Origin of the sequence: Thalassovita autumnalis (assembly GCF_001458255.1) — a bacterium.
In the GTDB taxonomy this organism is placed as follows: Bacteria; Pseudomonadota; Alphaproteobacteria; order Rhodobacterales; family Rhodobacteraceae; genus Thalassobius; species Thalassobius autumnalis.
Window position 1 is genome coordinate 210906 of record NZ_CYSB01000005.1, and the last position, 24895, is coordinate 235800.

The 24895-nt window shown below is 59.9% G+C and carries 28 protein-coding genes; 8 read left to right on the forward strand and 20 right to left on the reverse strand.

Annotated elements, in window-relative coordinates; genetic code table 11:
• The first annotated feature begins 78 nt into the window (after nucleotides 1-78).
• Nucleotides 79-1248 (forward strand): 4-hydroxybenzoate 3-monooxygenase, encoded by a 1170-nt coding sequence (gene pobA, locus TL5118_RS02035; protein WP_058243229.1) that lies wholly within the window; start codon nucleotides 79-81, stop codon nucleotides 1246-1248.
• Nucleotides 1249-1252: 4 nt separating this feature from the next.
• On the opposite strand, the gene aroQ is transcribed toward pobA, so the two are convergent.
• Entirely contained in the window at nucleotides 1253-1690 is a 438-nt protein-coding gene (aroQ, locus tag TL5118_RS02040) for a type II 3-dehydroquinate dehydratase (protein ID WP_058243228.1), read from the reverse strand.
• A 105-nt stretch (nucleotides 1691-1795) separates the two neighbouring features.
• Between aroQ and TL5118_RS02045 the strand changes: the two genes are divergently transcribed.
• Entirely contained in the window at nucleotides 1796-2605 is an 810-nt protein-coding gene (locus TL5118_RS02045; protein ID WP_058243227.1) for an SDR family oxidoreductase, read from the forward strand.
• 8 nt (nucleotides 2606-2613) lie between these two features.
• Here the strand turns inward: TL5118_RS02045 and modC are convergent, their stop codons facing one another.
• The 16 genes from modC to TL5118_RS02125 all read right to left on the reverse strand — a co-directional run bounded on the left by modC (nucleotide 2614) and on the right by TL5118_RS02125 (nucleotide 16845).
• Nucleotides 2614-3732, reverse strand: coding sequence for a molybdenum ABC transporter ATP-binding protein (modC, locus tag TL5118_RS02050; RefSeq protein WP_058243226.1), 1119 nt, complete (start codon nucleotides 3730-3732; stop codon nucleotides 2614-2616).
• Entirely contained in the window at nucleotides 3729-4424 is a 696-nt protein-coding gene (gene modB / locus TL5118_RS02055; RefSeq protein ID WP_058243225.1) for a molybdate ABC transporter permease subunit, read from the reverse strand. The genes modC and modB overlap by 4 nt, the downstream gene beginning before the upstream one ends.
• A gap of 12 nt (nucleotides 4425-4436) precedes the next feature.
• Nucleotides 4437-5192 carry a molybdate ABC transporter substrate-binding protein gene (modA, locus tag TL5118_RS02060; RefSeq protein WP_058243224.1) on the reverse strand — a complete coding sequence of 252 codons (756 nt, stop codon included), beginning with the start codon at nucleotides 5190-5192 and terminating at the stop codon, nucleotides 4437-4439.
• Between the two features lie 99 nt (nucleotides 5193-5291).
• On the reverse strand, nucleotides 5292-5636 hold the full coding sequence (locus TL5118_RS02065) for an ArsR/SmtB family transcription factor (protein ID WP_058243223.1): 345 nt from the start codon (nucleotides 5634-5636) through the stop codon (nucleotides 5292-5294).
• A 167-nt stretch (nucleotides 5637-5803) separates the two neighbouring features.
• Nucleotides 5804-6913, reverse strand: a complete 1110-nt coding sequence (locus TL5118_RS02070; RefSeq protein WP_058243222.1) for a zinc-binding dehydrogenase — start codon at nucleotides 6911-6913, stop codon at nucleotides 5804-5806.
• A 22-nt stretch (nucleotides 6914-6935) separates the two neighbouring features.
• Nucleotides 6936-8195 carry a TCR/Tet family MFS transporter gene (locus TL5118_RS02075; protein WP_058243221.1) on the reverse strand — a complete coding sequence of 420 codons (1260 nt, stop codon included), beginning with the start codon at nucleotides 8193-8195 and terminating at the stop codon, nucleotides 6936-6938.
• Between the two features lie 192 nt (nucleotides 8196-8387).
• Nucleotides 8388-9710, reverse strand: coding sequence for a lyase family protein (locus tag TL5118_RS02080; RefSeq protein ID WP_058243220.1), 1323 nt, complete (start codon nucleotides 9708-9710; stop codon nucleotides 8388-8390).
• A gap of 9 nt (nucleotides 9711-9719) precedes the next feature.
• Nucleotides 9720-10445, reverse strand: a complete 726-nt coding sequence (locus TL5118_RS02085; protein WP_058243219.1) for an alpha/beta fold hydrolase — start codon at nucleotides 10443-10445, stop codon at nucleotides 9720-9722.
• A complete protein-coding gene (gene pcaG / locus TL5118_RS02090) occupies nucleotides 10445-11044 on the reverse strand; it encodes a protocatechuate 3,4-dioxygenase subunit alpha (RefSeq protein WP_058243218.1) in 600 nt (199 codons plus the stop codon). Before pcaG ends, TL5118_RS02085 begins: the two co-directional genes overlap by 1 nt.
• Entirely contained in the window at nucleotides 11044-11790 is a 747-nt protein-coding gene (gene pcaH, locus TL5118_RS02095; RefSeq protein ID WP_058243217.1) for a protocatechuate 3,4-dioxygenase subunit beta, read from the reverse strand. The genes pcaG and pcaH overlap by 1 nt, the downstream gene beginning before the upstream one ends.
• Nucleotides 11787-12179, reverse strand: coding sequence for a 4-carboxymuconolactone decarboxylase (pcaC, locus tag TL5118_RS02100; RefSeq protein ID WP_058243216.1), 393 nt, complete (start codon nucleotides 12177-12179; stop codon nucleotides 11787-11789). Before pcaC ends, pcaH begins: the two co-directional genes overlap by 4 nt.
• Nucleotides 12172-12960 carry a 3-oxoadipate enol-lactonase gene (gene pcaD / locus TL5118_RS02105; protein WP_058243215.1) on the reverse strand — a complete coding sequence of 263 codons (789 nt, stop codon included), beginning with the start codon at nucleotides 12958-12960 and terminating at the stop codon, nucleotides 12172-12174. The genes pcaC and pcaD overlap by 8 nt, the downstream gene beginning before the upstream one ends.
• 146 nt (nucleotides 12961-13106) lie before the next feature.
• Complete coding sequence (locus TL5118_RS02110) at nucleotides 13107-14297, reverse strand: endonuclease/exonuclease/phosphatase family protein (RefSeq protein WP_058243214.1); 1191 nt, start codon at nucleotides 14295-14297, stop codon at nucleotides 13107-13109.
• A gap of 21 nt (nucleotides 14298-14318) precedes the next feature.
• Complete coding sequence (locus TL5118_RS02115) at nucleotides 14319-15293, reverse strand: threonine ammonia-lyase (RefSeq protein WP_058243213.1); 975 nt, start codon at nucleotides 15291-15293, stop codon at nucleotides 14319-14321.
• Nucleotides 15293-16132 (reverse strand): alpha/beta fold hydrolase, encoded by an 840-nt coding sequence (locus TL5118_RS02120; protein ID WP_058243212.1) that lies wholly within the window; start codon nucleotides 16130-16132, stop codon nucleotides 15293-15295. The genes TL5118_RS02115 and TL5118_RS02120 overlap by 1 nt, the downstream gene beginning before the upstream one ends.
• A gap of 26 nt (nucleotides 16133-16158) precedes the next feature.
• Nucleotides 16159-16845: a haloacid dehalogenase type II gene (locus TL5118_RS02125; RefSeq protein WP_058243211.1), complete on the reverse strand. Its 687-nt coding sequence runs from the start codon at nucleotides 16843-16845 to the stop codon at nucleotides 16159-16161.
• Between the two features lie 217 nt (nucleotides 16846-17062).
• On the opposite strand from TL5118_RS02125, the gene TL5118_RS02130 reads away from it, so the two are divergent.
• Nucleotides 17063-17491: an FKBP-type peptidyl-prolyl cis-trans isomerase gene (locus TL5118_RS02130; RefSeq protein ID WP_058243210.1), complete on the forward strand. Its 429-nt coding sequence runs from the start codon at nucleotides 17063-17065 to the stop codon at nucleotides 17489-17491.
• 81 nt (nucleotides 17492-17572) lie between these two features.
• On the opposite strand, the gene irrA is transcribed toward TL5118_RS02130, so the two are convergent.
• The gene (irrA, locus tag TL5118_RS02135) at nucleotides 17573-17995 is read right to left on the reverse strand and encodes an iron response transcriptional regulator IrrA (RefSeq protein WP_058243209.1); all 423 of its coding nucleotides are present in this window, start codon (nucleotides 17993-17995) and stop codon (nucleotides 17573-17575) included.
• A gap of 263 nt (nucleotides 17996-18258) precedes the next feature.
• On the opposite strand from irrA, the gene fabA reads away from it, so the two are divergent.
• The 3 genes from fabA to TL5118_RS02150 all read left to right on the forward strand — a co-directional run bounded on the left by fabA (nucleotide 18259) and on the right by TL5118_RS02150 (nucleotide 20014).
• Nucleotides 18259-18768, forward strand: a complete 510-nt coding sequence (gene fabA / locus TL5118_RS02140) for a bifunctional 3-hydroxydecanoyl-ACP dehydratase/trans-2-decenoyl-ACP isomerase (RefSeq protein ID WP_058243208.1) — start codon at nucleotides 18259-18261, stop codon at nucleotides 18766-18768.
• An 81-nt stretch (nucleotides 18769-18849) separates the two neighbouring features.
• Entirely contained in the window at nucleotides 18850-19098 is a 249-nt protein-coding gene (locus TL5118_RS02145; RefSeq protein WP_058243207.1) for a hypothetical protein, read from the forward strand.
• 157 nt (nucleotides 19099-19255) lie between these two features.
• A complete protein-coding gene (locus TL5118_RS02150) occupies nucleotides 19256-20014 on the forward strand; it encodes a class I SAM-dependent methyltransferase (RefSeq protein ID WP_058243206.1) in 759 nt (252 codons plus the stop codon).
• Between the two features lie 61 nt (nucleotides 20015-20075).
• Here the strand turns inward: TL5118_RS02150 and TL5118_RS20800 are convergent, their stop codons facing one another.
• Nucleotides 20076-20702, reverse strand: coding sequence for a thermonuclease family protein (locus TL5118_RS20800; protein ID WP_082626250.1), 627 nt, complete (start codon nucleotides 20700-20702; stop codon nucleotides 20076-20078).
• A gap of 202 nt (nucleotides 20703-20904) precedes the next feature.
• Here TL5118_RS20800 and fabB point away from each other — a divergent pair, with 202 nt between their 5' ends.
• Nucleotides 20905-22134 carry a beta-ketoacyl-ACP synthase I gene (fabB, locus tag TL5118_RS02155; protein WP_058243205.1) on the forward strand — a complete coding sequence of 410 codons (1230 nt, stop codon included), beginning with the start codon at nucleotides 20905-20907 and terminating at the stop codon, nucleotides 22132-22134.
• A gap of 169 nt (nucleotides 22135-22303) precedes the next feature.
• Here the strand turns inward: fabB and TL5118_RS02160 are convergent, their stop codons facing one another.
• Nucleotides 22304-23173 (reverse strand): hypothetical protein, encoded by an 870-nt coding sequence (locus TL5118_RS02160; protein WP_058243437.1) that lies wholly within the window; start codon nucleotides 23171-23173, stop codon nucleotides 22304-22306.
• Nucleotides 23174-23318: 145 nt separating this feature from the next.
• Between TL5118_RS02160 and miaB the strand changes: the two genes are divergently transcribed.
• The gene (gene miaB, locus TL5118_RS02165) at nucleotides 23319-24656 is read left to right on the forward strand and encodes a tRNA (N6-isopentenyl adenosine(37)-C2)-methylthiotransferase MiaB (protein WP_058243204.1); all 1338 of its coding nucleotides are present in this window, start codon (nucleotides 23319-23321) and stop codon (nucleotides 24654-24656) included.
• The last annotated feature ends 239 nt before the right edge of the window (nucleotides 24657-24895 follow it).

Genomic DNA, 24895 nt, shown 5'->3' on the forward strand with positions numbered 1-24895 from the left:
TACCATCTTCTGCCGTGTGGTGCCATTCCCGTTTTCGGTAGGGCTGGTAGGGTGGAGGCCAGCGAACAGGAGAAGAATATGCGCACGCAGGTCTGTATCATTGGGGCGGGGCCCTCGGGGTTGTTGTTGTCGCAACTGCTGCATCGCAAGGGCATCGACACCATCGTGCTGGAGCGCAAGACCAAAGCCTATGTGCTGAGCCGGATCCGTGCCGGGGTGCTGGAACGTGGGTTTGTTGACCTCATGCGCGAAGCGGGCGTTGGCGCGCGGATGGATGTCGAAGGATTTACCCATGACGGCACGCTGATCGCTTATGACAATCACCAATTCCGCGTCGACTTTGCCGCCCGTGCCGGGGCCTCGGTCATGGTCTACGGCCAGACGGAGCTGACCCGTGACCTCTATGAGGCGCGTGAAGCGATGGATGGACAGATCCTCTACAATGTGGACGACGTGCAGATCGAAGATGTCACCACGCAGAGCCCGCATGTGACGTTTGCCATGGACGGTAAGAGCCATCGGATTGAATGTGATTACGTGGTGGGCTGCGATGGCTTTCACGGTGTGTCGCGCAAAACGATCCCCGAAGAAAAGCGCCGTGAGTATGAAAAGATCTACCCGTTTGGCTGGCTGGGCATCCTGTCAGAAACCCCACCAGTGCATCATGAGTTGATCTATGCAAATTCGGACCGTGGGTTTGCCCTGTGTTCGATGCGCAATGACAATCTCAGCCGGTATTACGTGCAGTGTCCGTTGGATCACCGGCCCGATGATTGGTCTGACGCGGCCTTCTGGGAGGAGTTGAAACGCCGTATTCCAGATGCAGCGGCGGACCAGCTGATCACCGGGCCGTCGATTGAGAAATCCATCGCACCGCTGCGGTCTTTTGTGACCGAGCCGATGCGCTGGGGGCAGCTGTTCCTATGTGGCGATGCGGCGCATATCGTGCCACCCACAGGGGCCAAGGGCCTTAATACCGCGGCGTCTGATATCTTCTATCTTTACCACGGGATGATGCAGCACTACCTGCATGGTGAGGACGAGGGGTTGGAGCGCTATTCAGAAAAAGCGCTGGCCCGTGTTTGGAAGGCCGAACGCTTCAGCTGGTGGATGTCGAACCTTCTGCATCGCTATCCCGATCAGGGGGCGTTTGACCGAAAGATGCAATTGGCGGATCTGGCCTATCTGGAACAGAGTGAGGCCGCCCAGATCTCCATGGCGGAAAACTACGTGGGCCTGCCGTACTGAGGCCTCAGCCCAACAGGCTGGCCATGCGACGCAGGGCCAGTTGATAGCCCTCTACCCCGAAACCGGCGATTACCCCGTCTGCGCGGGCTGAGATGTAGGAGTGGTGGCGGAACGCCTCACGTTTGTGGATGTTGGAGATATGCACCTCCAGCACCGGGCCATCAAACATGTTCAGCGCATCAAGGATGGCCACAGAGGTATGCGAATAGGCTGCCGGGTTGATGATGATCCCGGCCGAGGTTTCGCGGGCCTCCTGGATCATTTCCACCAGCGCACCTTCGTGGTTGGATTGCTGGAACTGAACGTCCAGCCCCAGTTCAGCCGCCTGCGCTGCGCAGTCCCGTTCCACATCTGCCAGCGTGTCGCCGCCGTAAACCTCAGGCTGGCGGGTGCCCAGCAGGTTCAGGTTAGGGCCATTCAGGATCAGGATTAGTTTCGACATCGCGGTTTGCCTCAGTTGCGGTAGTGACGTTGTGTCAAAGCGCCCGGCCCATTGCAAGGTCGTGGCGGGCAGGTCACTCTCAACCTGCGGCAAGAGGGGGACACCATGCAGACAGAGCAAACAGGGTTTCAGGGACAGGTTGCGGTGGTCACCGGTGGTGCCGCAGGCATTGGCGCTGCCTTGGCGCGCGAACTTGCTGAACGCGGGGCCACTGTGGTGGTCGCGGATCTGGACGGCGATGGGGCGCAGGCGCTGGCGCAACAGATCGGTGGCCGGGGTGTGGTGCTGGACGTGCGTGACGGGGCCGCGCTGACAGCCCTGATCGACGATGTAGAGGGGCGTGAAGGTCCGATTGATCTGTTCTGTTCCAACGCGGGGATCGCGACGGGGTTTGACCCGGAATTTGACAATGCAGGTGGCGCGTCTGATGCGGTTTGGCAGCAAGCGTGGGAGGTCAACGTGCTGGCCCATGTGCGGGCGGCGCGGGTGTTGATCCCGCGGATGAAGGCGCGCGGGCAGGGGCATTTCCTGCACACGATCTCGGCCGCGGGATTGCTGAGCCAGGTGGGCAGTGCGGTCTATTCCACCACCAAACATGCAGCTGTTGGGTTTGCCGAAAATCTGGCGATCACCCACCGCGATGATGGGATAAAGGTCTCCATCCTTTGCCCCCAGGGTGTGGATACCGCGATGCTGGCGGGGATTTCGCAGGGGCCGCAATCCAAAGACGGGGTGCTGAGCGCGGAATACGTGGCGCAGTTCACCCTTGATGCGGTCGCAGAGGGGCGGTTCCTGATCCTGCCGCATCAGCAGGTTCTGGGTTATATGCAGAACAAAGCGCAGGATTATGAACGCTGGTTGGGCGGCATGGCAGGGCTGCAGCGCTATATGAAACGCGAAGGCTGGGAGGGTTAATCCACGCCCTATGCGTGGTCGGAACTTGCCTCGGTGCCCACATCAGCCCCAACATCGGCACGGGCGACGGATACGGATTTGATCACCGCATAGCAGGAAAGGCCAGGCGCCAAACCCAATGCGTTAACCGACCGTTTGGTCACCCGGGCCAGAATGTGATCCGCCCCCGCTTTCAGTCGGACAAAGGCACCCGGGCCACGGCCGGGGCGAATCTCGCTAACCTCACAGTCCAATATGTTCAGCGCTGAGATGCCGACGGGGCGGTCGCGGGACAGCATCACATCCTTGGCGCTTATCCGAACACGCAGCTGTTCGCCAAGGGCATTCGGGACCTTGGGCAGGAACAGCTTACCCCCACCCGCCGCCAGTTCACTCAGCCCGTCCATGTGATGCGCGACCACCCGGCCGGTCAGCAAGGCGCCAGTGTCCCGCAGCCCGATGGCATGGGCCAGACTGGGATCGGCCAGAATATCCCCTGTTGGCCCGGCCTTGCGCAGTTGGCCACGTTCCATCACGGCAACCGTGGTGGCCAATCGGGCGATTTCGCTGATGGCATGACTGACATAGAGGATAGGCACCTGTGTTTCGTCGCGCAGGCGCTCCAGGTAGGGCAGGATTTCGGCCTTGCGGGGACCGTCCAGCGCCGCCAGCGGTTCGTCCATCAGCAACAGGCGCGGTTCACTCAGCAGGGCGCGGCCGATGGCGACGCGCTGTTTCTCACCGCCTGACAGATCCCCGGGGCGCCGGTTCAGCAGGGCACCAAGGCCAAGCATTTCGACCAGATGATCCTCTGCCTGTGAGGGGCCACGCAGCCCGGCGAACCAGCGGCCATATCGCAGGTTTTGCTGCACCGACAGATGGGGGAACAGCCGCCCCTCCTGAAAAACATAGCCGATGCGGCGTTTGTGGGGCGGCAACCTCAGGCCTGCCGAGGTGTCCAACAGGGCCGTGCCCGCAACGCTGATCCGGCCACGATCCGGCTGTAGCAGCCCCGCAACCGCATTGACCACCGTTGTTTTACCGGACCCCGAGGCGCCGAAAAGGGCGGTCACTCCAGCAGGGGCGTCAAAATCGACATCGAGTGTCAGCTCGGGAAACTGGTGATGCAGGTTGATCGAAATGCTCATCTGCCGGACACCCGTTTAGCGGCGCGGCGCGCCAGCGTCTCTGACAACAACAACGCGGTCATTGCGATGACCACCGAAATGACGACCAGCCTCAAGGCTGAGGCCTCACCGCCCGGCACCTGCAAGAAGGCGTAAATGGCCGAGGGCAGGGTCTGTGTTTCGCCGGGGATGTTCGACACAAAGGTGATTGTTGCACCAAACTCGCCCATCGCCTTGGCGAAACCCAAAAGCGTTCCGGCGATCACACCGGGCAGGATCAGCGGCAGTGTCACGGTGACAAAGACCCAAGCGCGGGAAGCGCCAAGCGTGCTGGCGGCCTCTTCCAGTTTTGGGTCCACTGCCTCAATCGCCAAGCGGATGGCGCGTACCATCAGCGGGAAGCCCATGATCCCCGCCGCCAGTGCAGCCCCCGTCCAGCGAAAGGCGAAGATCAGGCCAAAGGTTTCCTCGAGCCAGGCACCTGCCGGGGCACGGCGCCCAAAGGTCAACAGTAGCAAGTAACCGGTCACCACGGGCGGCAGGATCAGCGGCAGATGCACCAGCCCGTTCAGCAGCTGTTTACCCCAGAACTCCCGCCGGGCCAGCCACCAGGCCACGGCAATCGCCAGCGGCAGCGCCAGCAGAGTGGCCCAGAAGGCCACGCGCAGCGACAACGCAACGGCGGTCCATTCTTCGGGGCTGAGAAACTGCATCACGGGCTGGGCCTATTCGCTTGGGATGGTGAAACCGTGGCGCAGGAAAACCTCTTTGGCAATGGGGCTTTGCAGATGTTCCAGCAGATCCGCAGCGGCCTCTGATCGGCTGTCCACAGTCAGGGCGGCCGGGTAGAGGATCGCAGGGTGGCTGTCGCTGGGAAACCGTGCCAGTTGCTGCACACGCGGTTCCGCCAAAACATCGGAGTGATAGACAATGCCCAATGGGGCCTCCCCCAGTGCGACCAGCGCAAGGGCGGCACGCACATTGTCCGTCTGCGCCACCTGCAGTGCAATTTCTTGCCACAGGCCAAGTGTTTCCAGCGCGGCCTTGCCGTAGATCCCGGCAGGCACAGCGTTGATCAGCGCCATGGCCATCCGACCGTCGCCAAGCCGTTCGATGATGCCCGGGCCAAGGTCCAGCGGCGCAGCGCCCGCCGGGCCGATCAGCGCCAGCGCGTTGCCAAGAAGATCGACACGGCTGTCCTGTTGCAGCAGGCGCTGCCCATCCAGATGATCCATCCAGGCCTCATTGGCCAGAATGATCAGATCGGCAGGCGCGCCGGCCTCAACCTGACGTGCCAGGGCTGAGGAACCTGCAAAGGAATAGCGCAGGCGATGGCCGGTGTTTTCTGCCCAGGTGTTGCCGACCTCTTCCAATGCGTTGCGCAGGCTGGCGGCGGCAAAAACCGTAATCTGCTCCGCCCACAGGGGGGCGGCGAAGAGGCTGAACATCAGCGCAAGGCAGAGGCGGTATCGGCGAAACATGGGCGCAGTTTCTTGCGATATCAGGGGATTGGCAAGCCCGCGTCTGGCGAAGGACCACCCCGCCTCGATCATAAGCGGAGGGCAGAAGGGCTCACAGGGTCAGCTGTGGGCCGCCGGGCCACAGAACAGCCGGTAGAGCAGGGCGATCACCTCGCTGGTGTTCTCATCCGCCAGGGAATAGTAGATCGTCTTGCCTTCGCGCCGGGTGGAAACCAGCCCTTCTTCGCGCAGCCGTGCCAGCATCTGGCTGACCGCGGCCTGCCGGATTTCCAAGAGGTTTTCCAACTCCCCCACAGATTTTTCGCCTGCACCCAGATGGCACAGGATCATCAACCGCCCTTCATGGGCAAGTGTCTTGAGGTAGGCTGCAGCGGCCTGCGCATTGCCGGCCATTTCGGCGGCTGCGGGCGCAGGGGGCGTGGCAGAGGGGGGCTGGTAGGGCATCGGCGTGGGGTCCGGTTTCGATCTTAGATATATTAGTATATGCGAATGCATAATGCGATAGCGTTATCGCATTCCTTAAAATGTGGAGTTTGCAAGGCTTTGCAAGCATTACGATGCGCTAAGGTGTAATTAGTACGCATCTTTACAGGCACATGGGTGTTTCGGCCTCAGTCCCGGTCGGTTGTGGTGTCTGAGGTCATCATGATGACATTGCGCCGCGCTGCCCCGCTAAGAGTGTCTGCAATTGCCTCATTAATCTGGGTAAAGTCCCAGCGCCCCGAAATCAGTTCATCCAGTTTCAAACGGCCCTGTTTATAAAGGTCGACCAGCCAGGGAATATCGCGGCGGAGCACAACGTCACCCATCTTTGATCCGATCAGGGACTGGCCGGCATAGGCCATTTGCAGCGGTGGGTAGCTGGCCGTTTCACCGGCGTGTGGCATCCCGACCATTACCACCTTGCCGCCATTGGCAAGGTAACGCGGCGCCTGATCGTAGACCGCGGCACTGCCAACGGTGACCAGAACGGCATCCGCGCCACGGCCCAGAATGCGCTGAACGTGTTTCCAGGGTTTCATATGGGTGGCCAACACGCCATCGGTGGCGCCAAAATCCAATGCGGTTTCCAGTTTATCTTCGGACATATCGATGGCGATGATCCGACGCGCGCCGGCGATACGGGCACCCTGGATCGCGTTCAGACCAACACCGCCGGCACCGATGACGACGACATCCTGACCAGCCGTCAAATTGGCCGCATGCACCGCAGCCCCCACACCCGTGATGACACCACAGGCCAGAAGGGCCGCGATATCTTTCGGCAGGTCGGCGGGGACTTTGGCGATCTGGCTGTGATCAACCACCACTCGTTCAGCAAAGGCGGCGGTGTCCATCGCCTGATAGACCGGTGTGCCGTCAGCCATGTGTAACGGGCTATTGGCGGCATCCACCGGGGTTTCGCAGATCGTCGGCTGGCCGCTGGCGCAACAGGGGCAATGGCCACAGGCGCGGATTAGGGTGACGACCACATCATCGCCCACCTCAAAACCCTGAACCCCGGCGCCGACTGCGGCGATACGGCCCGCGGCCTCATGACCAAAAACAGCTGGCAAGCTGCCGCCAAACCCACCCTGCCAGAAGGAAATATCGGAATGGCAGACCGCCACCGCGTCGATGATCACCTCAACCTCACCAGCGAGTGGCGCGCGCAGGCCGACCGTTTCAATCGTGAGCGGTGCACCGTGTTCGTGGCAAAGGGCAGCTTGAATTTGGCGCATGAGTGATCCTCTTGTTTTTGCTTTATTCCGCACTCGTGGGTTCGTTATGTGCTGCAATGACTTTGGGCGTAGAACGCAGGAATATGACCACTGCAATGCTCATGAACACCCCGGACAACAGGAAGGGCGCACCAGGCAGGTAGATCGCCCCACCGTCGGCCGTGGCCCAGGCAAAGATCTGGGTCAGCACCAATGGCCCGATGATCATCCCGATGGAGGTGATCGAGGACAAGACGCCTTGCAACTCGCCCTGACTGTCATCCGGCACGGTCTGAGAAACGATGCCCTGCAGGGCAGGCAGGCCAACGTTGCCGATGGCGATAAACGGGGTCAGGATCAGGGTGATCAGCCCCGAGCTGATAAAGCCAAGCAATCCAAAGGTGGCCACCTCAATCAACAGGCCAAACATCACCGCGCCGCGTTGTCCGAGGCGCGCGATCACCGGCCCGACCAGAACGCCCTGCACAAAGGCCGCGCCGATCCCATAAAGCATCAGCGAGACGCCGATCATTCCGGGGGTCCAATTGAACCGCTCAGTCGCGAAATAGGCCCAGACCGCCGGGTAAACCACGGTTGCGATCTGATAGAGGAAATAGACGGCGCTCAGCGGGCGGATTGCGGGCAGTTGCGACAGGGTGGCAAAGGCCGACAGCGGGTTCACTCCTTTCAGGCGGAAGGCCCGGCGGGTCTTGTCGGTCACGGTTTCTGGCAGCACCATCCAGCCGAAAATCGCATTGGTAAAGGCCAGTGCCGCCGCCATGTAGAAAGGTGCGCGGGTGCCGAACTCAGCCATCAGGCCACCCAGACCCGGCCCCAGCACGAAGCCCAGGCCAAAGGCCGCCCCGATGAAGCCAAAGCGTTTGGCCTTTTCCTCGCCGCTGGAAATATCTGCCATATAGGCAAAGGCCGTAGAATGCGTGGCGGCGGTGATGCCACCGATGATCCGGCCTGCCAGCAGCAGCCAGACCGTGCCGGCCAGCGCCACAACGATATAGTCTGCTGCCATCACCAGAAGGGACACCAGCAGCACCGGCCGGCGGCCAAAGGCATCCGACAGGCGCCCGATCATCGGGGCAAACAGAAACTGCATCACAGCGAAAGAAGAGGACAGGATTCCGCCCCAAATCGCGGCTTGCCCCAACCCCCCGGCGGAGACTTCACGGATCAGATCAGGCATCACCGGCATGATCAGACCAATGCCCATGGCATCGATCATCACAGTGATCAGGATGAACAGGATCGGCAGACGATGTGAGGTCTCAGAGGGGGCGCGCGCGGACATGGACCTGCCTAGTGGGTGGGTGAAAAACTGAATGTGACCATGGGTGAGAACGGGGAAATTGCAACGCCACTCACCACTCTAGGGCGCGTTTGGTGGAATTTGGCTGACGTGGATCTTGGGGGGCTGCAGGACGCTGAAACAGGGCAGGGATCTGGCGCCGATGAAACGCCAGAGTAGACCAGTGAGAGGGGCTTAATCCGCAGCAGTTGCTGCAGCAAAGGCGCGGGCCTCCGCCGGGGCCTGACCCAATTGTTGCGCAGGATCAAAGATATCCGCGATCTCCAGATCCGGATAGGCTGCTGCGGTCGCCTCGGCCAGATGCGTTTGTCCCAGGGACTGACACAGGGCCTTTACCGCGGCCTGCGCCTCGGGGCGGGGCATGGTTTCGGCCAGTCTGAACGATAGCGCTTCGGCGTGGATCAACCCTTGGCCCGCCGCCAGTGCCGCCGCCATAGCCTGCGGGTTTGGCTGCAGACCTGCGGCCAGCGCTTTGCCGTGTTCCAGCTGCGAGGCCAGCGCCAGACAGTATTGCGGCAGGGTCAGCCATTCGGTGAACCAAGCAGCGCCGTCGCGTTCCTGCCGGTGCAGCCCGGCACCCTGCAAAATCGCGTTGAGGCCGATGGCCTGCCGCGCCAGCGCAACCATGGCTGAGGGGGCAACGGGGTTTTGTTTCTGCGGCATGGTGGAGGAGGCACCAGATGCCCCCAGTGTGACCTCACCAATCCCGGTCTGGGTCATCAGGATCAGATCCTCCCCCCATTTGCCGAGGGCCGCCGCCAGTCGGGCCATCCAGCCACAAAGGGCCAGCACACCGCTGCGATCTGCGTGCCAGGTGCGACCGGGATCTTGCAGGTTCAGCGCCTTGGCCAATTCGGCGCGCACCTCAGGTGCGTTCGGGCCCAATGCACCGGCGGTTCCCGCGGCGCCGGACAGCGACACAAACAGCACTTGTTTGCGCAGTTCAGGCAGTTCGTTGCGCAGAGTCAGCAGCGGTTGCCCCCAAGCGGCCGCTACAGCGCCAAAGCTGGTGGGCGTGGCGTGCTGACCATAGGTCCGCGCCGCCATCGGCAGATCTGCGTGGGTTTCGGCCAGCCGGCCCAGGTCGGTCAGAATAGCGCTCAGCGCCTTGTCCATATGGGTGATGAACTGGCGCAGGCGCAGCATTTGTGCGGTTTCCGAGATGTCCTGCGATGTGGCACCGAAATGCACATATTGCGCGTGTTCCGGGGCCTCCATCAGTTTGCGAAAGGCGGCGACAAGACCGGGCACCGGCACGCCGTTCTGACCTGTCGCAGCTGCCAGACCACCGGGATCGACCTGCAGTTCCATCGCGGAGCGGTGGATAAACGCAGCGCTTTCTTCGGGGATGATCCCCATCTGCCCCTGCACCTTGGCCAGCGCCCCTTCGACTAGCAGCATCGCGCGCACCTCAGCGGTGTCGGTGAACAGCTTGCCCACCTCACCCACAGGGAACAGACGATTGTAGAGCTCAGAACCAAAGACGGAGGCGGCCATGGGAAACCCTTATGTTGTGTCGCGCGCGATCGTATCCAGATGCCCGGCCAGACCCTTTGGGTCGGCGAAGAAGGGCGAATGCCCGCAGTCCATAGAGAAGACCCGCGCGCTTGGCCAGTCCTGGGACATGGTGACCTGATAGGCCGGGGGGATGGTGCCATCCTGCATACAGCGGATGTAGCTGCGCGGGATCGCCTCATATCGTGCGGTTGTCGCAACCGGCTGGGTCGAAGGCTCGCGGGCCTGAATGGTCAGGTTGGCACGGGCAAACTCCAGGGTTTCGGGGGAGCAGTCATGGTAGAACAGCCGTTCAAGGTCCCCATCCCCAACGGTCCAGCCCAGCCCATCCTCGGTCAGTTGGATTGCGTCCATCAAGGGCTGCTCAGGTGCCTCGCGGCGGCGATCGTTGAGCGAGAAACCCGGTTTCGGCACATAGGCACAGAGGTAGACGAGGTGGCTGACAAACTCGGGGCACTGTTCCGCCGCAAGGGATATTGGATAGCCGCCCATGGAGTGGCCGACCAGAATGACCTTTTCACCGGCCGCCTGCAGTTCTTCCACGATCCGGGCGCCATAGCTGGCCAGTGTCGCCTCTTGATAGGGCGTCGTGTCTGCGCCGTGGCTGGGCAGGTCGATGGCGTGGGCCGTGTGGCCTTGTGCCTCAAGCGCTGGGATCAGATCGCGCCAGCACCATGCGCCATGGGCGGAGCCATGGATCAACAAAAATCGCGCCATCAGAGATCCAGAAACACGGTTTCCTGCGCCCCTTGCAGATAGATGTCAAAACGGTACTGACCTTCGCCGGTCTTTTTGGCGACCAATGTCTCAACCCGGTTGCGTTGTTCGATGCGCGCCAGCAGCGGATCCGCGCTGTTGTCTTCATCTTCGAAATAGATGCGGGTCTGCAGGCCAATGTTGATGCCACGGGCGACAATCCACAGCGCGATGTGGGGGGCTTGTTGGCCGCCCGCGCGGGTCGGGGTTGCGCCGGGTTTGACGGTGGTGAGTGTGAATTCCCCGGTGTCTTTGTCTGCGGCAAACCGGCAGAACCCATTGACCTTGGGGTCCGCGCCCTGCTGACCGGCAAAGCGCCCGCTGGCATCGGCCTGCCAGCTTTCAAACATGGCGTCGCGCATGGCCCAGCCGGTGCCGTCATAGATTGAACCGGTGATGGTGATCACCTCACCTTCCGCACCGTCTTCGATGGCGCGTAGGCCCAGGTCCTCGGGATAGACACCTTCGAGCCCGGCGAAGCTGGGGATGCAGCCGATATGCACGTAAGGTCCGGCGGTCTGGCTGGGGGTTTCCACCAATGTGTCGAGTTTCTGGACCATCACAGACCCTCCATCCGGTTTTCAAACATGGTCTGGCGACGGCCGCGCAGCACGATGTCAAATTTATACGCCAGGAAATCCAGCGGGCGGGCCTTGGCCATATCCAGCGGTGCGACGAGGCGGTCCAGCTGGCTGCGCGACTTCACCGTGGCGGCGATCGGGCAACGTTCGATCAAAGGGTCGCCTTCGAAATACATCTGGGTGATCAGGCGCTGACCGAAGCTGTGACCAAAGACCGAGATGTGGATGTGCATCGGGCGCCAGTCATTGCCCCGGTTGGGCCAGGGGTAGGCGCCGGGGCGGATGGTCAGAAACTCATAACATCCGTTTTCATCGGTCAATGTGCGACCGCAGCCGCCGAAGTTCGGATCCAGTGGGGCCAGATAGCCGTCCTTCACATGGCGATAACGGCCACCGGCATTGGCCTGCCAGATCTCGACAAGGGTATGCGGCACCGGCCGACCCATTTCATCCAGCACCCGGCCATGCATCAGGATGCGTTCGCCCACCGCTGGTTTGGCCGCATCTTTGGAGTAGTTGAGGATCAGGTTGTTATCCAACGGACCCAGCATGGAGTGGCCAAAACGCGGGCCGGTTTCCTCGGACAGGGTGCTTTCCATCGACAGCAGCGGTTGGTTCGGCGATCGCGGCACCGAGGTTTTGTAATCCGGGTCATAAGGCACCGGATGCGCCGCGCGGTTGCGCGGGATCAGCGGCCCCTGATCGATGTAAGCTTGGTCGCTCATTCTGGCGTGGTCTCCATTTCGGCGTAGGTGGCTTTGGCCAATTTCAAAGCATGATTGGCACGTGGCACGCCTGCGTAGATTGCAACATGCTGGAACACTTCCAGCACGTCCTCCTTGCTGGCCCCGGTGCGGGCGGTGGCCCGGATGTGCATCGGGATTTCGTCAAAATTGCCCAAGGCGGCCAGCAGCGCCAAGGTCAGCATGGACCGTTCGCGGTCGCTGATCCCATCGCTGGCCCAGACGTTGCCCCAGGCGCCTTCGGTTATCAGTTGCTGAAACGGTTCGTCCAACGGGGTTTTGGCCGCTTCGGCGCGGTCCACATGGGCATCGCCCAAAATACGACGCCGTACGGTCATACCCTTTTCATAGCGATCAAAGCGCTCAGACATGGCCGATCTCCTGCAGGAAATGGGTGAGGGCCTCGGCATAGGTTTCGGGCTGTTCCACGCAGGGGATGTGACCGGCGCGGCGGATCAGTTTGAACTTGCTGCCCGGCACCAGATCGGTGGTTTCACGCACCAGATCCGCCGGGGTGGAGCCATCATCGGAGCCGGCAATGCCCAGTGTTGGCAGGCGCAATCCGCTGGTTGGGGTGTAGAAATCTGTCCCGGCAATTGCATGACAGCAGCCGATGTAACCTTCCAGCGGGGTGTCCAGCAGACGCTGGCGCCAAACACCTGCGGCATCACTTTCGCGGAAGGCTTTGGTGAACCAGCGTTCCAGGATGTTATCAACCAGCGCTTCCATGCCACCCGCCTGTAACGCGGTGATCCGATCCTGCCACATCGACGGCTGGCCGATCTTGGCGGCGGTGTTTGACAGCACCATGGCGCGGACCAGATCCAGACGTTTGACCGCCAGCCCCTGGGTGATCATCCCGCCAATGGACAGGCCGACCAGAACGGCATCCTTGACCTCTAAGTGGTCCAGCAGGGTTTCGGTGTCGCGCACAAGCGTGCCCATTGCATAGGGCGCAGGGGGGCAATCGCTCTGGCCGTGGCCGCGTTTGTCAAAACGGATGATGCGCAGGCCCTTGGGCAGCAGCGGCAGGACATCGTCCCAGACCCGCACGTCAGTGCCGAGAGAGTTGATAAAGACCAGCGGTGCGCCCTCAGGGTCACCGTCTTCGACGTAGTGCAAGGTGATGTCGTTCAGATGTGCCGTCGCCATCGATCTGTCCTGTCCTAGAAGCAAATTGGCCAACAGACTGATCTGGTGGGGCCAAAGCGTCAATCGCGTTGCCTGATAGAAACAGATTTTAATTGTCATCGTCAATTAAAATCGTGCCTCAGCTCTGCAGGTCCGCAACAGCCCGTTCAATCGCGTATGTTCAGATGCGCCATGATCTGCCCGTGATCCGAGGCCAGTTTGTTATAGGGGGCCTCAGCATGGGCGCCGTCGGTGATGTGGTCATTAAAGCAGCTGAAGTATTCCATCTCGCCCACCGCGCCACTGCTTTCGGGCAGGAAATGGCGGCTGAGATAGATCTGATCGATGCTTTCATAACTGCCACCAAAGGCCGAGGTGAAGACCATGTCGCGCAGGCTTTTGCGGATGAACAGTTTCTCCGCGGAATGCAGCCTCAGGGCCTCAATCGCTTCGGTGATCTGATCGTTTTCTTCGCGGCTGTAGCGGTCATTTGGTGCCTCGGCGTCATGGCGCAGCATCCAGGCGTAGTTGCGGAACGGCACCTCACCGGCAATGATTTCCGAACTGACGGAGTGTTCGCCATCGTTGAAATCCCCCAGCGCAATAACCGGTCGGCCTGCGCTCAGTTCTTCCACAATGGCGCGGCGCATCACCCAGGCTTCGGCCATGCGGCGCAACCCGGCCCGCAGATTGCCAAGGGCACGGGCCATCGGATCATATTGCGTTAGATCTGCAGCAGGGGCGAAGGGCGCACCGGGCGCGCGGTCGTATTCACCCAGCTTTGATTTCAGGTGGCAGCAAAACAGCGTCACGATCTGCGATCCCATCGGGATCCGCACCTTTAGAATGGGGCGGGACAGGCGGGTAATGCGGTAGTGTCCAGCCTCTTCCCCGGTCAGATCGCGAAATGGGATTTCCAGCGGTTCCGGCAGGATCTGGATCACCTCTGGCGTTCCGGCAAAGCCCTGCCGTGACAGCACCGCAACACCGGGGCGACGTTCGCCCGGTGCACCATCATTGGCGTTTGGCGCGACGGCCAAAGCGGCCTGACCACAGGGGGTGTAGCCAAGTTTTCGGAAGATCGCCTTCTTCCGGTAGCTTTTGGATCGGTCCGGCAGCACCGCCTCATTCAGGGCCTGCCCGCGCGCGTCCGCTTCGGCGATGACAGCGCGCAGCGCATCTTCTTCAAAGACTTCCTGAAAGCCGATCACATCGGCATCCATCGATAGGATCTGATCCGCGCACCAGTCTTGTTTCCAGGCAAATTCCTCAGGCGTGTAGCTTTGGAATTTGTAATATTCCTGATCGGCCCCAATCAGGTTCTTCAGGTTGAAACTGGCTACGGTGACGCGGGTCATCTTCTCCTCCGGTGTGGTGTGTCAGCGAGCGTAGCTTTGCAGGGCGCGTGTGAACATCTCTGGATCGACATTGCCGCCGGAAATTGTGGCGATGACGGTGTCGCCCTCCAGCTCATCGCCGTGAAACAGCGCGGCGGCCATCGCGGCGGCACCGCCGGGTTCCACCACCAGCTTCAGCCGCAGAAAGGCTAGTGCCATGGCGTGCAAGCATTCGTCTTCGCTCACTGCGATGCCCGGGCCACAGAGGCGATGCATGATCGGGAAGGTCAGATCCCCCGCCGCTGGGGTCAGGATTGCATCACAGATATTGCCGCTCATTGCCGGGTTCGTCTCGATCTGACCTGAGGCCAGCGACCGTTTCACATCGTCAAACCCTTCCGGTTCCGCCGGGCGTACCTTGAGGCCGGGCGCGTCTGCCTCCAGTGCCAGTGCAATGCCGCTGGTCAATCCACCGCCACCGCAACAGACTACCACTTCAGCCTCGGAAATCCCCAGATCCGCCGCCTGCTGGGCAATCTCCAGCCCGCAAGTGCCCTGACCGGCGATCACCTGAGGTTCATCATAGGGTTTGACCAGCGTCAGACCACGCTCGGCCTCCAGCCGGGCGCCGATCTCTTCGCGGCTCTCCTTGGCGCGATCGTAAAGCACAACCTCAGCCCCCAGTGCCCGGGTGTTGTCGATCTTCAGTTGCGGTGCATCTGCGGGCATGATGATGACGGCTGGCACCCCATGCTGCTGGGCGGCAAAGGCTACACCCTGTGCATGATTGCCGCTGGAAAAGGCCAGGACGCCCTTCTGGCGCGTTGCCTCATCCATCGCTGACAGGGCCGACCAGCCACCGCGGAACTTGAAACTGCCGGTGTGTTGCAGGCATTCGGGTTTCACAAACAGACGGCGACCTGCGATCTCATCCAGAAAGGGGGAGGACAGCAGAGGTGTTTTGCGGGCGTGGCCCTCAAGCCGCTGCGCGGCGGCGCGGATCATGTCGATGTTCATCAGGATGCCTTTTGCAAATCGTTGAGCCAATCGGCCAGAACGGCCTTGGCTTCGGGTTCATCAAGGAAGGGGATATGCGCGCGGTCCGCCACATGGGCAACGCGCAGGTCTGGCATGCGGCGCTGCATTTCATCCACGGTGGCATGGCTGAGCAGATCGGAATTTGCACCATGGATCACCGCGCAGGGCAGGGGGGCAATCGCCTCAAAAAAAGGCCAGAGGTCTACGCCGCCTTCGGCCCCCGCCGCAATAATCGCGTCCCGCAGTTTTGGATCGTAATTCAGCGCGACACCTTCGGCGGTATGCACATGTGTTGTGGCCACCTCTTGCCGCCACCGGCTGAGGGGGACGCCGGGAAACTGCGCCTCCATCACCGTTTTGCGGGCTGCGGCCATGGCGTCGAGGTCCGCAAATGTGGGCTGGATACCCAGATACCCCATGATTGCGGTCAGGCCCTCGGCGTCCAGAACCGGCCCAATGTCGTTGAGCGCGACGCCCAGCAGCCGGGTTTTGGCGGTCGCGGCCAACCCCATGCCGATCAGCCCGCCCCGGGAGGTGCCCAACAGCGCAAACTGCGCGATGCCAAGGTGATCCATCAGCTCCAGCGCATCCTGCGCTTCACGGGGCAGGGTGTAGCTCATCGGGTCTGGGGCATAATCTGACCGGCCCCGACCGCGATAATCCATGCGGATCATCCGATGGCCTGCAAGGAGTTGCGGCGCTACATGGTCAAAGTCCCGCACATTGCGGGTCAGGCCGGACAGACACAGTATTGGCAGCCCTTCGCCTTCATCTTCGTAATAGAGGGACAGTCCGTCGGAGGTGGTAAAGCGGGGCATTGAAAACTCGGGAAATTAGTAAGGGATCAGGCGCGCGCGAGGTCAGGAATAGTGGTCAGGTTGGTCAATGTGTGCTGCGGCCGGGCCGGTAGTCGGTCCACAGGCTCGGCGGCCCGATTGACCCATGCGGTGGTGAAGCCATATCCGGCGGCCGCCCCCGCATCCCATCCATTGGATGAGATGAACAAAACCTCCTCCTTAGCGCAACCGAAGCGCTGCCCAACAAGGTCATATACCTGCGGTGCGGGTTTGAAGATGCCGACATCCTGCACCGACAACACATCGTCCAGCACCGCGCCAATGCCTGCGGATTGCACCGCCCCGTCCAGCATGTCCGGGCTGCCGTTTGACAGAATGGCGGTGTTGAACCCGGCCTCTTTCAGCTGCGCCAGCATCTGGGGCACTTCTGGATAGGCCTGCAGTTCCCAGTAAAGCGCCAGTAGACGTTCACGCAGTTCAGGATCGCCGCCAAGGTCTGTGGCCTCCAGCGCCCAATCCAGCCCGTCCTGCGTGACCTGCCAGAAATCGGTGTAATCCCCCGTGACGGCCCGCAGCCAGCTGTATTGCAGCTGTTTCAATCGCCAATGTTCTGCCAGTTTGGGCCAGGATTGCGCCAGCGCTTCGCGCCCCGGTTCGGTAGCGGCGCGGCGCGCGGCAGAGGCCACATCAAACAGGGTGCCATAGGCATCAAAGATACAGGTTGTGATGGCCATCGGCGCCTCCTCTTTTACGGCGCAGGGTTGCATGGCCTTGCCGCGAAGGAAAGCACGCAATTGTACCAACATGACAGCGTAGATTGTGCCAAATCAGGCCGAATTTGCATTCATGCGCCCGCGCCGCTAGGGTGCCTGCCAGCCGAGGGCGCCCGACCGGAGAGGAAAGCGACGCGCCCCTCATGTAATCACACTCCCAGACAGTATTGGAACAGCTATGACCCAGGTCAAAACGGGTGACACCGTAGGCATTCACTATACCGGAACGCTGAAAGACGGTTCGGTTTTCGACAGCTCCGAAGGGCGCGATCCGCTGACCTTTGAAGTGGGCAGCGGCCAGATCATCCCGGGCCTTGATAAGGCGCTGCCGGGCATGGCGATTGGTGACAAGAAAACCGTCGAAGTGCCCGCGATGGAGGCCTATGGCCCGATCCAGCCCGGCGCCCGCCAAAGCCTGCCGCGCGCGGATTTCCCCGCCGACATCCCGGCCGAAATTGGCCTGCAGCTGCAGATGCAGACCCCGGATGGCCAGGTGCTGCCCGTGACCATCGTTGATCTGACAGATGATGAGATCACCCTAGATGCCAACCACCCGCTGGCCGGCAAGGATCTGACATTTGCGATTGAGCTGGTCTCGATCAGCTAAGCGTTATGCTGTGAAAACAGAAAAGGCCTCGCAACAGCGGGGCCTTTTTCATTTGGTCGACACGTGTGGTCGACGTATGGATTACTTCCGGCGCAGTTTAATCACAACATCCACGGCGCTGATCTCGGCGCCTTCGGGTGGTTCGGGCAGCTGAATGATCTTCAGCTGCTCCGCCGGTGCATCGGTCAGCGCGCCGTCATCTTCCCAGAAGAAGTGCGGATGATCGTGGGTGTTGGTGTCAAAATAGCTTTTGGAGCCATCTACCGTGACTTCCTGCATCAGGCCTGCCTCACAGAAGGCGCGCAGGGTGTTGTAGACGGTTGCCAGAGAGACGCTTTCGCCATTGTCGCGTACGGACGCAAACAGGCTTTCGGCGGTGACATGGCGATCCTGCCCGTCCCCGACCAGCAAAGTGGCGAGGGCGAGACGCTGCCTCGTGGGGCGTAGACCGGCACCTGCCAGCCATTTGGAGCCCCTCTGGGTTGCCTCAGGCGATACTGTCATCGACTCGTGTCCTAGTTCCAATATCCCTTTTTATAACGGTTCTAGGTCCGGATGTTCAAATGAAAACCATTTGCAACTGCGCTCCGACATTTTCTGTGACCAGAATCCCGCTGCATTCCCTTGGGTGAGCTTTGCCTGATTTGCGGCGTGCGCCGTGCCGCGCCGTTGCGGTGCGCCCAGACCCGCAAGGCTTGCGCCAGCGGCTTTTACGGTGCTAGAGGGGGCGGGAATGTAACAGAATTATCCCGGAGGGGGCGCCACGCATGGCACAATATCCGAGCAGCTTTGACAAAGACGATCTTCTGAAATGCGCCCGAGGCGAGCTGTTTGGCCCTGGCAACGCCCAACTGCCGGCCCCGCCGATGCTGATGATGGACCGCATCACCGAAATCTCGGAAGATGGCGGTGCCCACGGCAAGGGCCACGTGCTGGCCGAATTCGACATCACCCATGACCTGTGGTTCTTCGATTGTCACTTCCCGGGTAACCCGATCATGCCCGGCTGTCTGGGTCTGGACGGTCTGTGGCAGCTGACCGGCTTCAACCTTGGCTGGCGCGGCTGGCTGGGCCGTGGCTACGCGCTGGGCGTCGGTGAGGTGAAGCTGACCGGCATGGTGCGCCCTGACCGTAAGATGCTGACCTACAAGATTGATTTCACCAAGGCGATCCAAACCCGCCGCCTGACCATGGGCGTTGCTGACGGTATCGTCGAAGCGGATGGTGAGGTGATTTATCAGGTGAAAGACATGAAAGTCGCCCTCAGCGAAAGCTGATCGCAGGCGTTTCGTGTTGCTTTGCAGGCCGGCCCGGTGGGCCGGTCTGATCGTTTTAGGACCCCGCTGCAGGAGCGCCCCATGACCCCGGAAGAAATCACCGCCTGCGTCAATGCCGCCTTTCCGCTGCCGTCGATCTTGTTCGTCATCGGGGCGCTGACCCTGGCCGCTTATCTGAAGCGTAAATATCAGCTGACGCTTGCCCAAACCTTCAAGGCGATGGTCGGGGTTGAGAAGGTGCGCCACACCAAAGCCTCGGCCACTATCATGATGCTGACCCTGATCGTACCGCTTGGTCTTTGGCTGTTACTGGGCCAGCGCTGCGGTTAGGCGCAGTGCCATTATTCTGCATTACATGTTTTGTAACAGAGGTTTACAGCGGTATTCCGCTTGCCTTACCCTCTTAAACTAACGCCGAACGGATCGCGTCTGGCTGAGAAACGGCGGGGATGCGTGGCAGGTGCGAAAACTCTCTAGATGGGGACAGGTGGCGCGGCAGATCGATTTGATCCGCTACATGTGGCGCACCAATGCGCCGCTTTGGGTGATCACGTCCTACCTGCAGCACAAGCTGTCAAACCAACTCTCCGGTGACAATCGTATCTGGGCCAGAAAACGGGCCGCGTTTCGGGTGCAGGCCAAATCTTTGGAGATCGATCAGGACTGGTTTTCCCGCAAACTGCCGATCTGGTTGCGGGCGTTCAAGGCTGTTGATCTGGACACAGAGGCGCCTTTGACTTGTCTGGAAATCGGCAGCTGGCAGGGGCTTTCAGCCCATTTCATCCTTACCACCCTGCCCAATGCGACGCTCACCTGTGTGGATACATGGGAAGGGGCGGATGAACATTTGGTTGAACTCCGTTTCGACCAGGCAGCAATGCGCCGGATTGAACAGAGTTTTGATCGCAACCTTGCCCCTTTCGCGGATCGGCTGACCAAGTTTCGCGGCACATCGCAGGCGTTTTTCAGTGGGGGAAATGCAGCCCCCAAGTTTGACCTGATCTATGTCGACGGCTCGCACCAAGCTGAGGATGTGCTTTTGGATGCCATGAAGGCGTTTGACGTGCTGAAAGGCGGAGGTTTGCTGATCTTTGACGACTATTTCTGGCGCTACTATCCCGACGCCGCTGACAACCCGGCAGGCGCAATCCATACCTTTCTACGGCAGAAACGGCACCAGTTGGAGTTGATCTGCGTCGATCGGCAGGTCGTTGTGAAAAAGTCCGATTGCCGAGATCCAAAATAATCTAGGTGTCTCAAGCTCCGAACAAAAATTAGATTGCCAAAAAGATAAGCGAAGCCTGCGATTAATCTGCCTTTTTCGAGGCCTCAAATTTATGCCAGACGTGCATATGTCCTTTTTGGCGGGCAGTCGCTAGCCAGAGTTTTTTGCGGACACCGTCTGGTTCAAGTGCCAAATAGGCTCCATTTGAGTACTTAGGCCAGTCAATAGCTAGGCCTTGACGGACCATTTCTGCAGATAGGTCGCGTCCATCTGGCAAAGTGCATTTGGCGACACTGCGACCGTGATCATCGGATGCTATGACCTCAGCACGGACAGTTTGCCCTTTGCATAGAGCCACCAAGGCCCATTTTGCCTTTTTGCCAAATGGATGGTTCATTTCTGGTGCATCTATTCCAAATAGACGGATTTGCCGTTTGCTTATGGTGATTGTGTCGCCATCAACCACGTAAGCGGAACCTTTCAGCACCTCGTTGGTGTTAGCAGGGCGTGAACTCGAAGCATCAAAAGGTGCAGGGCTTTGCTGGCGGCGGCGATGCGGTGGTGATGCGCGATTTGATGAACGTCGATCCCATCTTTCATCTTCGGGTGGCCATTGAGGGTCGTTACTTTCTGGCCATTGAGATTTTGGTCTCAACTCACGTAGCAACCAAATCCCTAAGACAAGCAAAAGTAAGACGACATATTCCATCGAAAATCCCGCAAAAGATAATTTTTCAATAATTGTGCAATTTTAGATGGTGTTATATTGGTTTGTCTACGTCTTTGGTCAAACCAATGCTTGAGGAGGGGGCATTTAGGGTTCATTGCCTTGAACACGCTGTCCCCAACCCACCTTGCACCTTCCCACCGCAATGCCCTACTAAGGCATAAGCTATGAAGGGAGTGCACGTATGCGTCGTGTCGTCGTAACCGGCTTGGGCGTTGTTTCGTCCATCGGCAACAATGCAGAAGAGGTTCTGGCCTCGCTGAAGGCTGGCAAGTCCGGCATCACCGCCAATGAGTCCATGAAGGAACATGGGTTCCGCAGCCAAATTGCAGGCGACATCAAACTGAATGTCGCCGATCATGTCGACAAACGGACCCTGCGCTTCATGGGGCCCGGCGCAGCCTACGCCCATATCGCGATGCAGCAGGCAATCGCTGATTCCGGTCTGGAAGAAAAAGAGATCATCAACCCGCGCACTGGTCTGGTGGCAGGGTCTGGTGGCCCGTCAACCTCCGCCATGCTGGCGGCGCATCAGACCGTGCTGAAAACCGGTGCAACCAAACGGATCGGCCCGTTTGCGGTGCCAAAAACCATGTGTTCGACCGTGTCGGCAAACCTTGCGACGGCGTTCCAGATCAAAGGCATCAACTACTCGATCACCTCGGCCTGTTCGACCTCGCTGCACTGCATCGGCAACGCAGCCGAGCAGATCATGATGGGCAAGCAGGATGTGATGTTTGCTGGCGGCGGTGAAGAGCTGGACTGGACGCTCAGCTGCCTGTTTGATGCGATGGGCGCGATGTCGTCGAAATACAACGACACGCCCGAGAAAGCTTCGCGCGCCTTTGATGCAAACCGCGACGGTTTTGTGATCGGCGGCGGTGGCGGCATTGTGGTGCTAGAAGAGCTGGAGCACGCCAAAGCGCGCGGCGCCAAGATCTATGCCGAAGTCACCGGCTACGGCGCCACTTCGGACGGTGCCGATATGGTGGCCCCCTCGGGCGAAGGTGGTGAGCGCGCGATGCGTGTGGCCCTGTCGACCTTGGCCAACGACCGCAAGGTCAGCTACATCAACGCACATGGTACCTCGACCCCAGTGGGCGATGTAGGCGAAGTTGAAGCGGTGCGCCGCGTCTTTGGCGAAGGCCAGACGCCTGTGATCTCCTCGACCAAATCGATGACTGGCCACAGCCAGGGCGCCACCGGCGCACAGGAAGCGATCTACTGCCTGCTGGCGCTGGAACATGATTTCATCATCCCCTCGATCAACGTCGAAACGCTGGATCCGGCGCTGAACCCGGCCGAGATTGCCACCTCGCTGGTCGAAAATGCAGGCCTTGATACGGTGATGACCAACTCATTCGGGTTTGGTGGCACTAATGGGTCGATGCTGATGTCGAAATACCGCGACTAAGCTGTGCACTCAGAGTTTTTAGATTGGGCGCCCTTTGGGGCGCTCTTTCTTTTTGGGCCTTGCGGCCCACGATGCGCATCTGTGGCAAAGTGCAAACGACTTTCATCTTGCCCAAAATACTCCCGCCGGAGGCGGCACCTGTCACCACGTAAAAGCGGTCAGCGTCTGTTCAGAACCATTGCCCTGGTTCCATCAGCCCGAGGTCCAGCAGTTGACGTGAATGCCATTCAAAGGGGGCCGAGTTGTGCCAGCGGAAACTGTCGATATCGAACTTGGAGCCCGGGTTGCGCTTCAGCGCCTTGGCGGTGCGGAACGAACAGATGGCCGCGGTCAGATTGTGGTGCCAGGGGCAGGCGTAGGTGTTGTATTCTTCGTCATTGAAGGTGTGATCTTCACCAAGGCGCAGCTCTGGTTTGGCGCGGAACAGGGATATCCGGTCAATCTTGCGCCGTTTAGCGGGGATGTGTTCCTCATAACGCCAGCGCAACCCGCCAAAGAAATCCAGCTGGCGTTCTTTGGGATGGTTGTGATTGGCCGGATCGGGCCGTGCCAGTGCGTAATAGCCTGATTTGTCCAGATGCGCCGTGTCGAGGGAGACTGCATTGGGATGGCGTTGCAGGTTTTCAGCGTAAAGGTCGACCACATAGGTCAGCATGGAAAACCGCCGCTCTTCGGTGTGGAAGGCCAGCATTTCGCCAACGGTGCGGGTCTCACAGAACGGGTAGAACAGGTATTCCGCGTTGTAGCAGTAAAAGATCCATTGGCCGATCGCGGCGTCGTTGATCTGATTGACGGCCTGCGGCACCGCGCCCTGCTGCAGGGTGTCAAAACTGATGCGGTGGACGGTGGGTTCAACATCTTCGGCCAGGCCAAATTCATCGGGCATGAAGACCAAAACGGTTGCAAAGCCGGTGTTCAGATGATGGCGCAGGGTGGTGTCAATCTCGGCCTCATCCTCGGCAAAGACCAGCGCGATCGGCCCTTTGGCCAATGCGCCTTGGCTGGTTTTGAGAAACTCTGCCAAACTATTGTAGTGCATTGCTTGTGTCCTGCCTGCTTTGCGCCCAAACTCGGCCATATCGGTCTGCATTGCAAGTCACCCCCTTTGTGGTATAGGACGCCGCCTTGAAACCAAGCCGCGCTGCATCAAGATAGAGCGCAACAGACCGGGCCAGGATAAGCGCATGAGCGAAGCGAAAAATAGCGAGCCAAAGAAACTCTTCATCAAGACCTACGGCTGTCAGATGAATGTCTATGACAGTGAGCGCATGGCAGAGGCGCTGGGTGGCAAGGGCTATGTTGAGACCAAAAGCCCTGATGATGCGGATATGATCCTGCTCAACACCTGTCACATCCGTGAAAAAGCGGCTGAGAAGGTTTATTCAGAACTGGGCCGTTTCAAGACGCTGAAAGCGGAAAAGCCGGATCTGAAAATCGGTGTTGCAGGCTGCGTCGCGCAGGCTGAGGGTGAGGAGATCATGCGCCGGCAGCCGCTGGTCGATCTGGTTGTCGGTCCGCAGGCCTACCACCGCCTGCCCGAGATGGAGGCCAAAACCCGCGCCGGTGAAAAGGCGTTGGATACGGACTTCCCGGAAGAAGACAAATTCGAGAAGCTGAAAAGCCGCCCCAAGGCGCGCCGTGCCCCGGCGGCATTCCTGACCGTTCAGGAGGGTTGCGATAAGTTCTGCGCCTTCTGTGTGGTGCCCTACACCCGTGGTGCCGAAGTGAGCCGCCCGGTAGAACGTGTACTGAATGAGGCGCGCGATCTGGTGGATCGTGGGGTGCGTGAAATCACCCTGCTGGGTCAGAATGTGAACGCCTATCACGGGCAAGGGCCGAAAGGCACCTGGTCGTTGGCCGAGCTGATCTGGTCGCTGAATGAAATCGATGGGCTGGAGCGGATCCGTTTCACCACATCGCATCCCAACGACATGGACGATGACCTGATCGCGGCCCATGGCGAGTGCAAAAAGTTGATGCCTTACCTGCATCTGCCGGTCCAGTCGGGCAGTGACAAGATCCTTAAGCGGATGAACCGCAGCCACACCGCAGAGAGCTATCTGCGGTTGATTGAGCGGATCCGTGCGGCGCGTCCCGACATCTTGATCTCAGGGGACTTCATTGTCGGCTTCCCGGAAGAGGACGATCAGGACTTTGAAGACACCATGTCGCTGATCCGTGAAGTGAATTACGGCCAGGCCTTCAGCTTCAAATATTCGACCCGCCCCGGCACCCCTGCAGCAGAACGGCCGCTGGTGGATGACGCCGTGGCGACTGAACGTCTGCATCGCTTGCAGGCCCTGATCACCGAACAGCAGCGCGCCATTCAGGACAGCATGGTCGGGCGTGAAGTGTCGGTTCTGTTTGAAAAGGCAGGTCGGTTTGAGGGCCAGATGGTCGGCAAGTCTGAATATCTGCACGCGGTTCATGTGGCCAATGCAGGCATGCAGGTCGGTGAGATCGCACGGGTGAAAATTGTCGAGAGCGGCAGCAATTCATTGGCCGGTGAGATCATCCGTTAAGCCCCTGATTGGCTTGGATTTACATCAGAGAATCTCTGATCTTTGAGGCCTGTCCCATTGGGGCGGGCCTTTTTCAGGCAGCGGTAAGGGGACGTTCCGCTCGATTTGCCCGCCGAATTGTCGCCCCGACCACTGCTATTAGTGTTCCTGATTGCCATTGTTTCCAAATCTTGTGCAATCAGCCAAGGTTTCTCCTTCCTTTAAGAGGGAGAAATGTTAAGCTTAACGAATAATTACTT

What these genes read in the sequence shown, in the direction of transcription:
- pobA (WP_058243229.1), top strand. Translation starts at nt 79, where the DNA reads ATGCGCACGCAGGTCTGTATCATTGGGGCGGGGCCCTCGGGGTTGTTG.
- aroQ (WP_058243228.1), bottom strand. Translation starts at nt 1,690, where the DNA reads ATGTCGAAACTAATCCTGATCCTGAATGGCCCTAACCTGAACCTGCTG.
- TL5118_RS02045 (WP_058243227.1), top strand. Translation starts at nt 1,796, where the DNA reads ATGCAGACAGAGCAAACAGGGTTTCAGGGACAGGTTGCGGTGGTCACC.
- modC (WP_058243226.1), bottom strand. Translation starts at nt 3,732, where the DNA reads ATGAGCATTTCGATCAACCTGCATCACCAGTTTCCCGAGCTGACACTC.
- modB (WP_058243225.1), bottom strand. Translation starts at nt 4,424, where the DNA reads ATGCAGTTTCTCAGCCCCGAAGAATGGACCGCCGTTGCGTTGTCGCTG.
- modA (WP_058243224.1), bottom strand. Translation starts at nt 5,192, where the DNA reads ATGTTTCGCCGATACCGCCTCTGCCTTGCGCTGATGTTCAGCCTCTTC.
- TL5118_RS02065 (WP_058243223.1), bottom strand. Translation starts at nt 5,636, where the DNA reads ATGCCCTACCAGCCCCCCTCTGCCACGCCCCCTGCGCCCGCAGCCGCC.
- TL5118_RS02070 (WP_058243222.1), bottom strand. Translation starts at nt 6,913, where the DNA reads ATGCGCCAAATTCAAGCTGCCCTTTGCCACGAACACGGTGCACCGCTC.
- TL5118_RS02075 (WP_058243221.1), bottom strand. Translation starts at nt 8,195, where the DNA reads ATGTCCGCGCGCGCCCCCTCTGAGACCTCACATCGTCTGCCGATCCTG.
- TL5118_RS02080 (WP_058243220.1), bottom strand. Translation starts at nt 9,710, where the DNA reads ATGGCCGCCTCCGTCTTTGGTTCTGAGCTCTACAATCGTCTGTTCCCT.
- TL5118_RS02085 (WP_058243219.1), bottom strand. Translation starts at nt 10,445, where the DNA reads ATGGCGCGATTTTTGTTGATCCATGGCTCCGCCCATGGCGCATGGTGC.
- pcaG (WP_058243218.1), bottom strand. Translation starts at nt 11,044, where the DNA reads ATGGTCCAGAAACTCGACACATTGGTGGAAACCCCCAGCCAGACCGCC.
- pcaH (WP_058243217.1), bottom strand. Translation starts at nt 11,790, where the DNA reads ATGAGCGACCAAGCTTACATCGATCAGGGGCCGCTGATCCCGCGCAAC.
- pcaC (WP_058243216.1), bottom strand. Translation starts at nt 12,179, where the DNA reads ATGTCTGAGCGCTTTGATCGCTATGAAAAGGGTATGACCGTACGGCGT.
- pcaD (WP_058243215.1), bottom strand. Translation starts at nt 12,960, where the DNA reads ATGGCGACGGCACATCTGAACGACATCACCTTGCACTACGTCGAAGAC.
- TL5118_RS02110 (WP_058243214.1), bottom strand. Translation starts at nt 14,297, where the DNA reads ATGACCCGCGTCACCGTAGCCAGTTTCAACCTGAAGAACCTGATTGGG.
- TL5118_RS02115 (WP_058243213.1), bottom strand. Translation starts at nt 15,293, where the DNA reads ATGAACATCGACATGATCCGCGCCGCCGCGCAGCGGCTTGAGGGCCAC.
- TL5118_RS02120 (WP_058243212.1), bottom strand. Translation starts at nt 16,132, where the DNA reads ATGCCCCGCTTTACCACCTCCGACGGACTGTCCCTCTATTACGAAGAT.
- TL5118_RS02125 (WP_058243211.1), bottom strand. Translation starts at nt 16,845, where the DNA reads ATGGCCATCACAACCTGTATCTTTGATGCCTATGGCACCCTGTTTGAT.
- TL5118_RS02130 (WP_058243210.1), top strand. Translation starts at nt 17,063, where the DNA reads ATGACCCAGGTCAAAACGGGTGACACCGTAGGCATTCACTATACCGGA.
- irrA (WP_058243209.1), bottom strand. Translation starts at nt 17,995, where the DNA reads ATGACAGTATCGCCTGAGGCAACCCAGAGGGGCTCCAAATGGCTGGCA.
- fabA (WP_058243208.1), top strand. Translation starts at nt 18,259, where the DNA reads ATGGCACAATATCCGAGCAGCTTTGACAAAGACGATCTTCTGAAATGC.
- TL5118_RS02145 (WP_058243207.1), top strand. Translation starts at nt 18,850, where the DNA reads ATGACCCCGGAAGAAATCACCGCCTGCGTCAATGCCGCCTTTCCGCTG.
- TL5118_RS20800 (WP_082626250.1), bottom strand. Translation starts at nt 20,702, where the DNA reads ATGGAATATGTCGTCTTACTTTTGCTTGTCTTAGGGATTTGGTTGCTA.
- fabB (WP_058243205.1), top strand. Translation starts at nt 20,905, where the DNA reads ATGCGTCGTGTCGTCGTAACCGGCTTGGGCGTTGTTTCGTCCATCGGC.
- TL5118_RS02160 (WP_058243437.1), bottom strand. Translation starts at nt 23,173, where the DNA reads ATGCACTACAATAGTTTGGCAGAGTTTCTCAAAACCAGCCAAGGCGCA.
- miaB (WP_058243204.1), top strand. Translation starts at nt 23,319, where the DNA reads ATGAGCGAAGCGAAAAATAGCGAGCCAAAGAAACTCTTCATCAAGACC.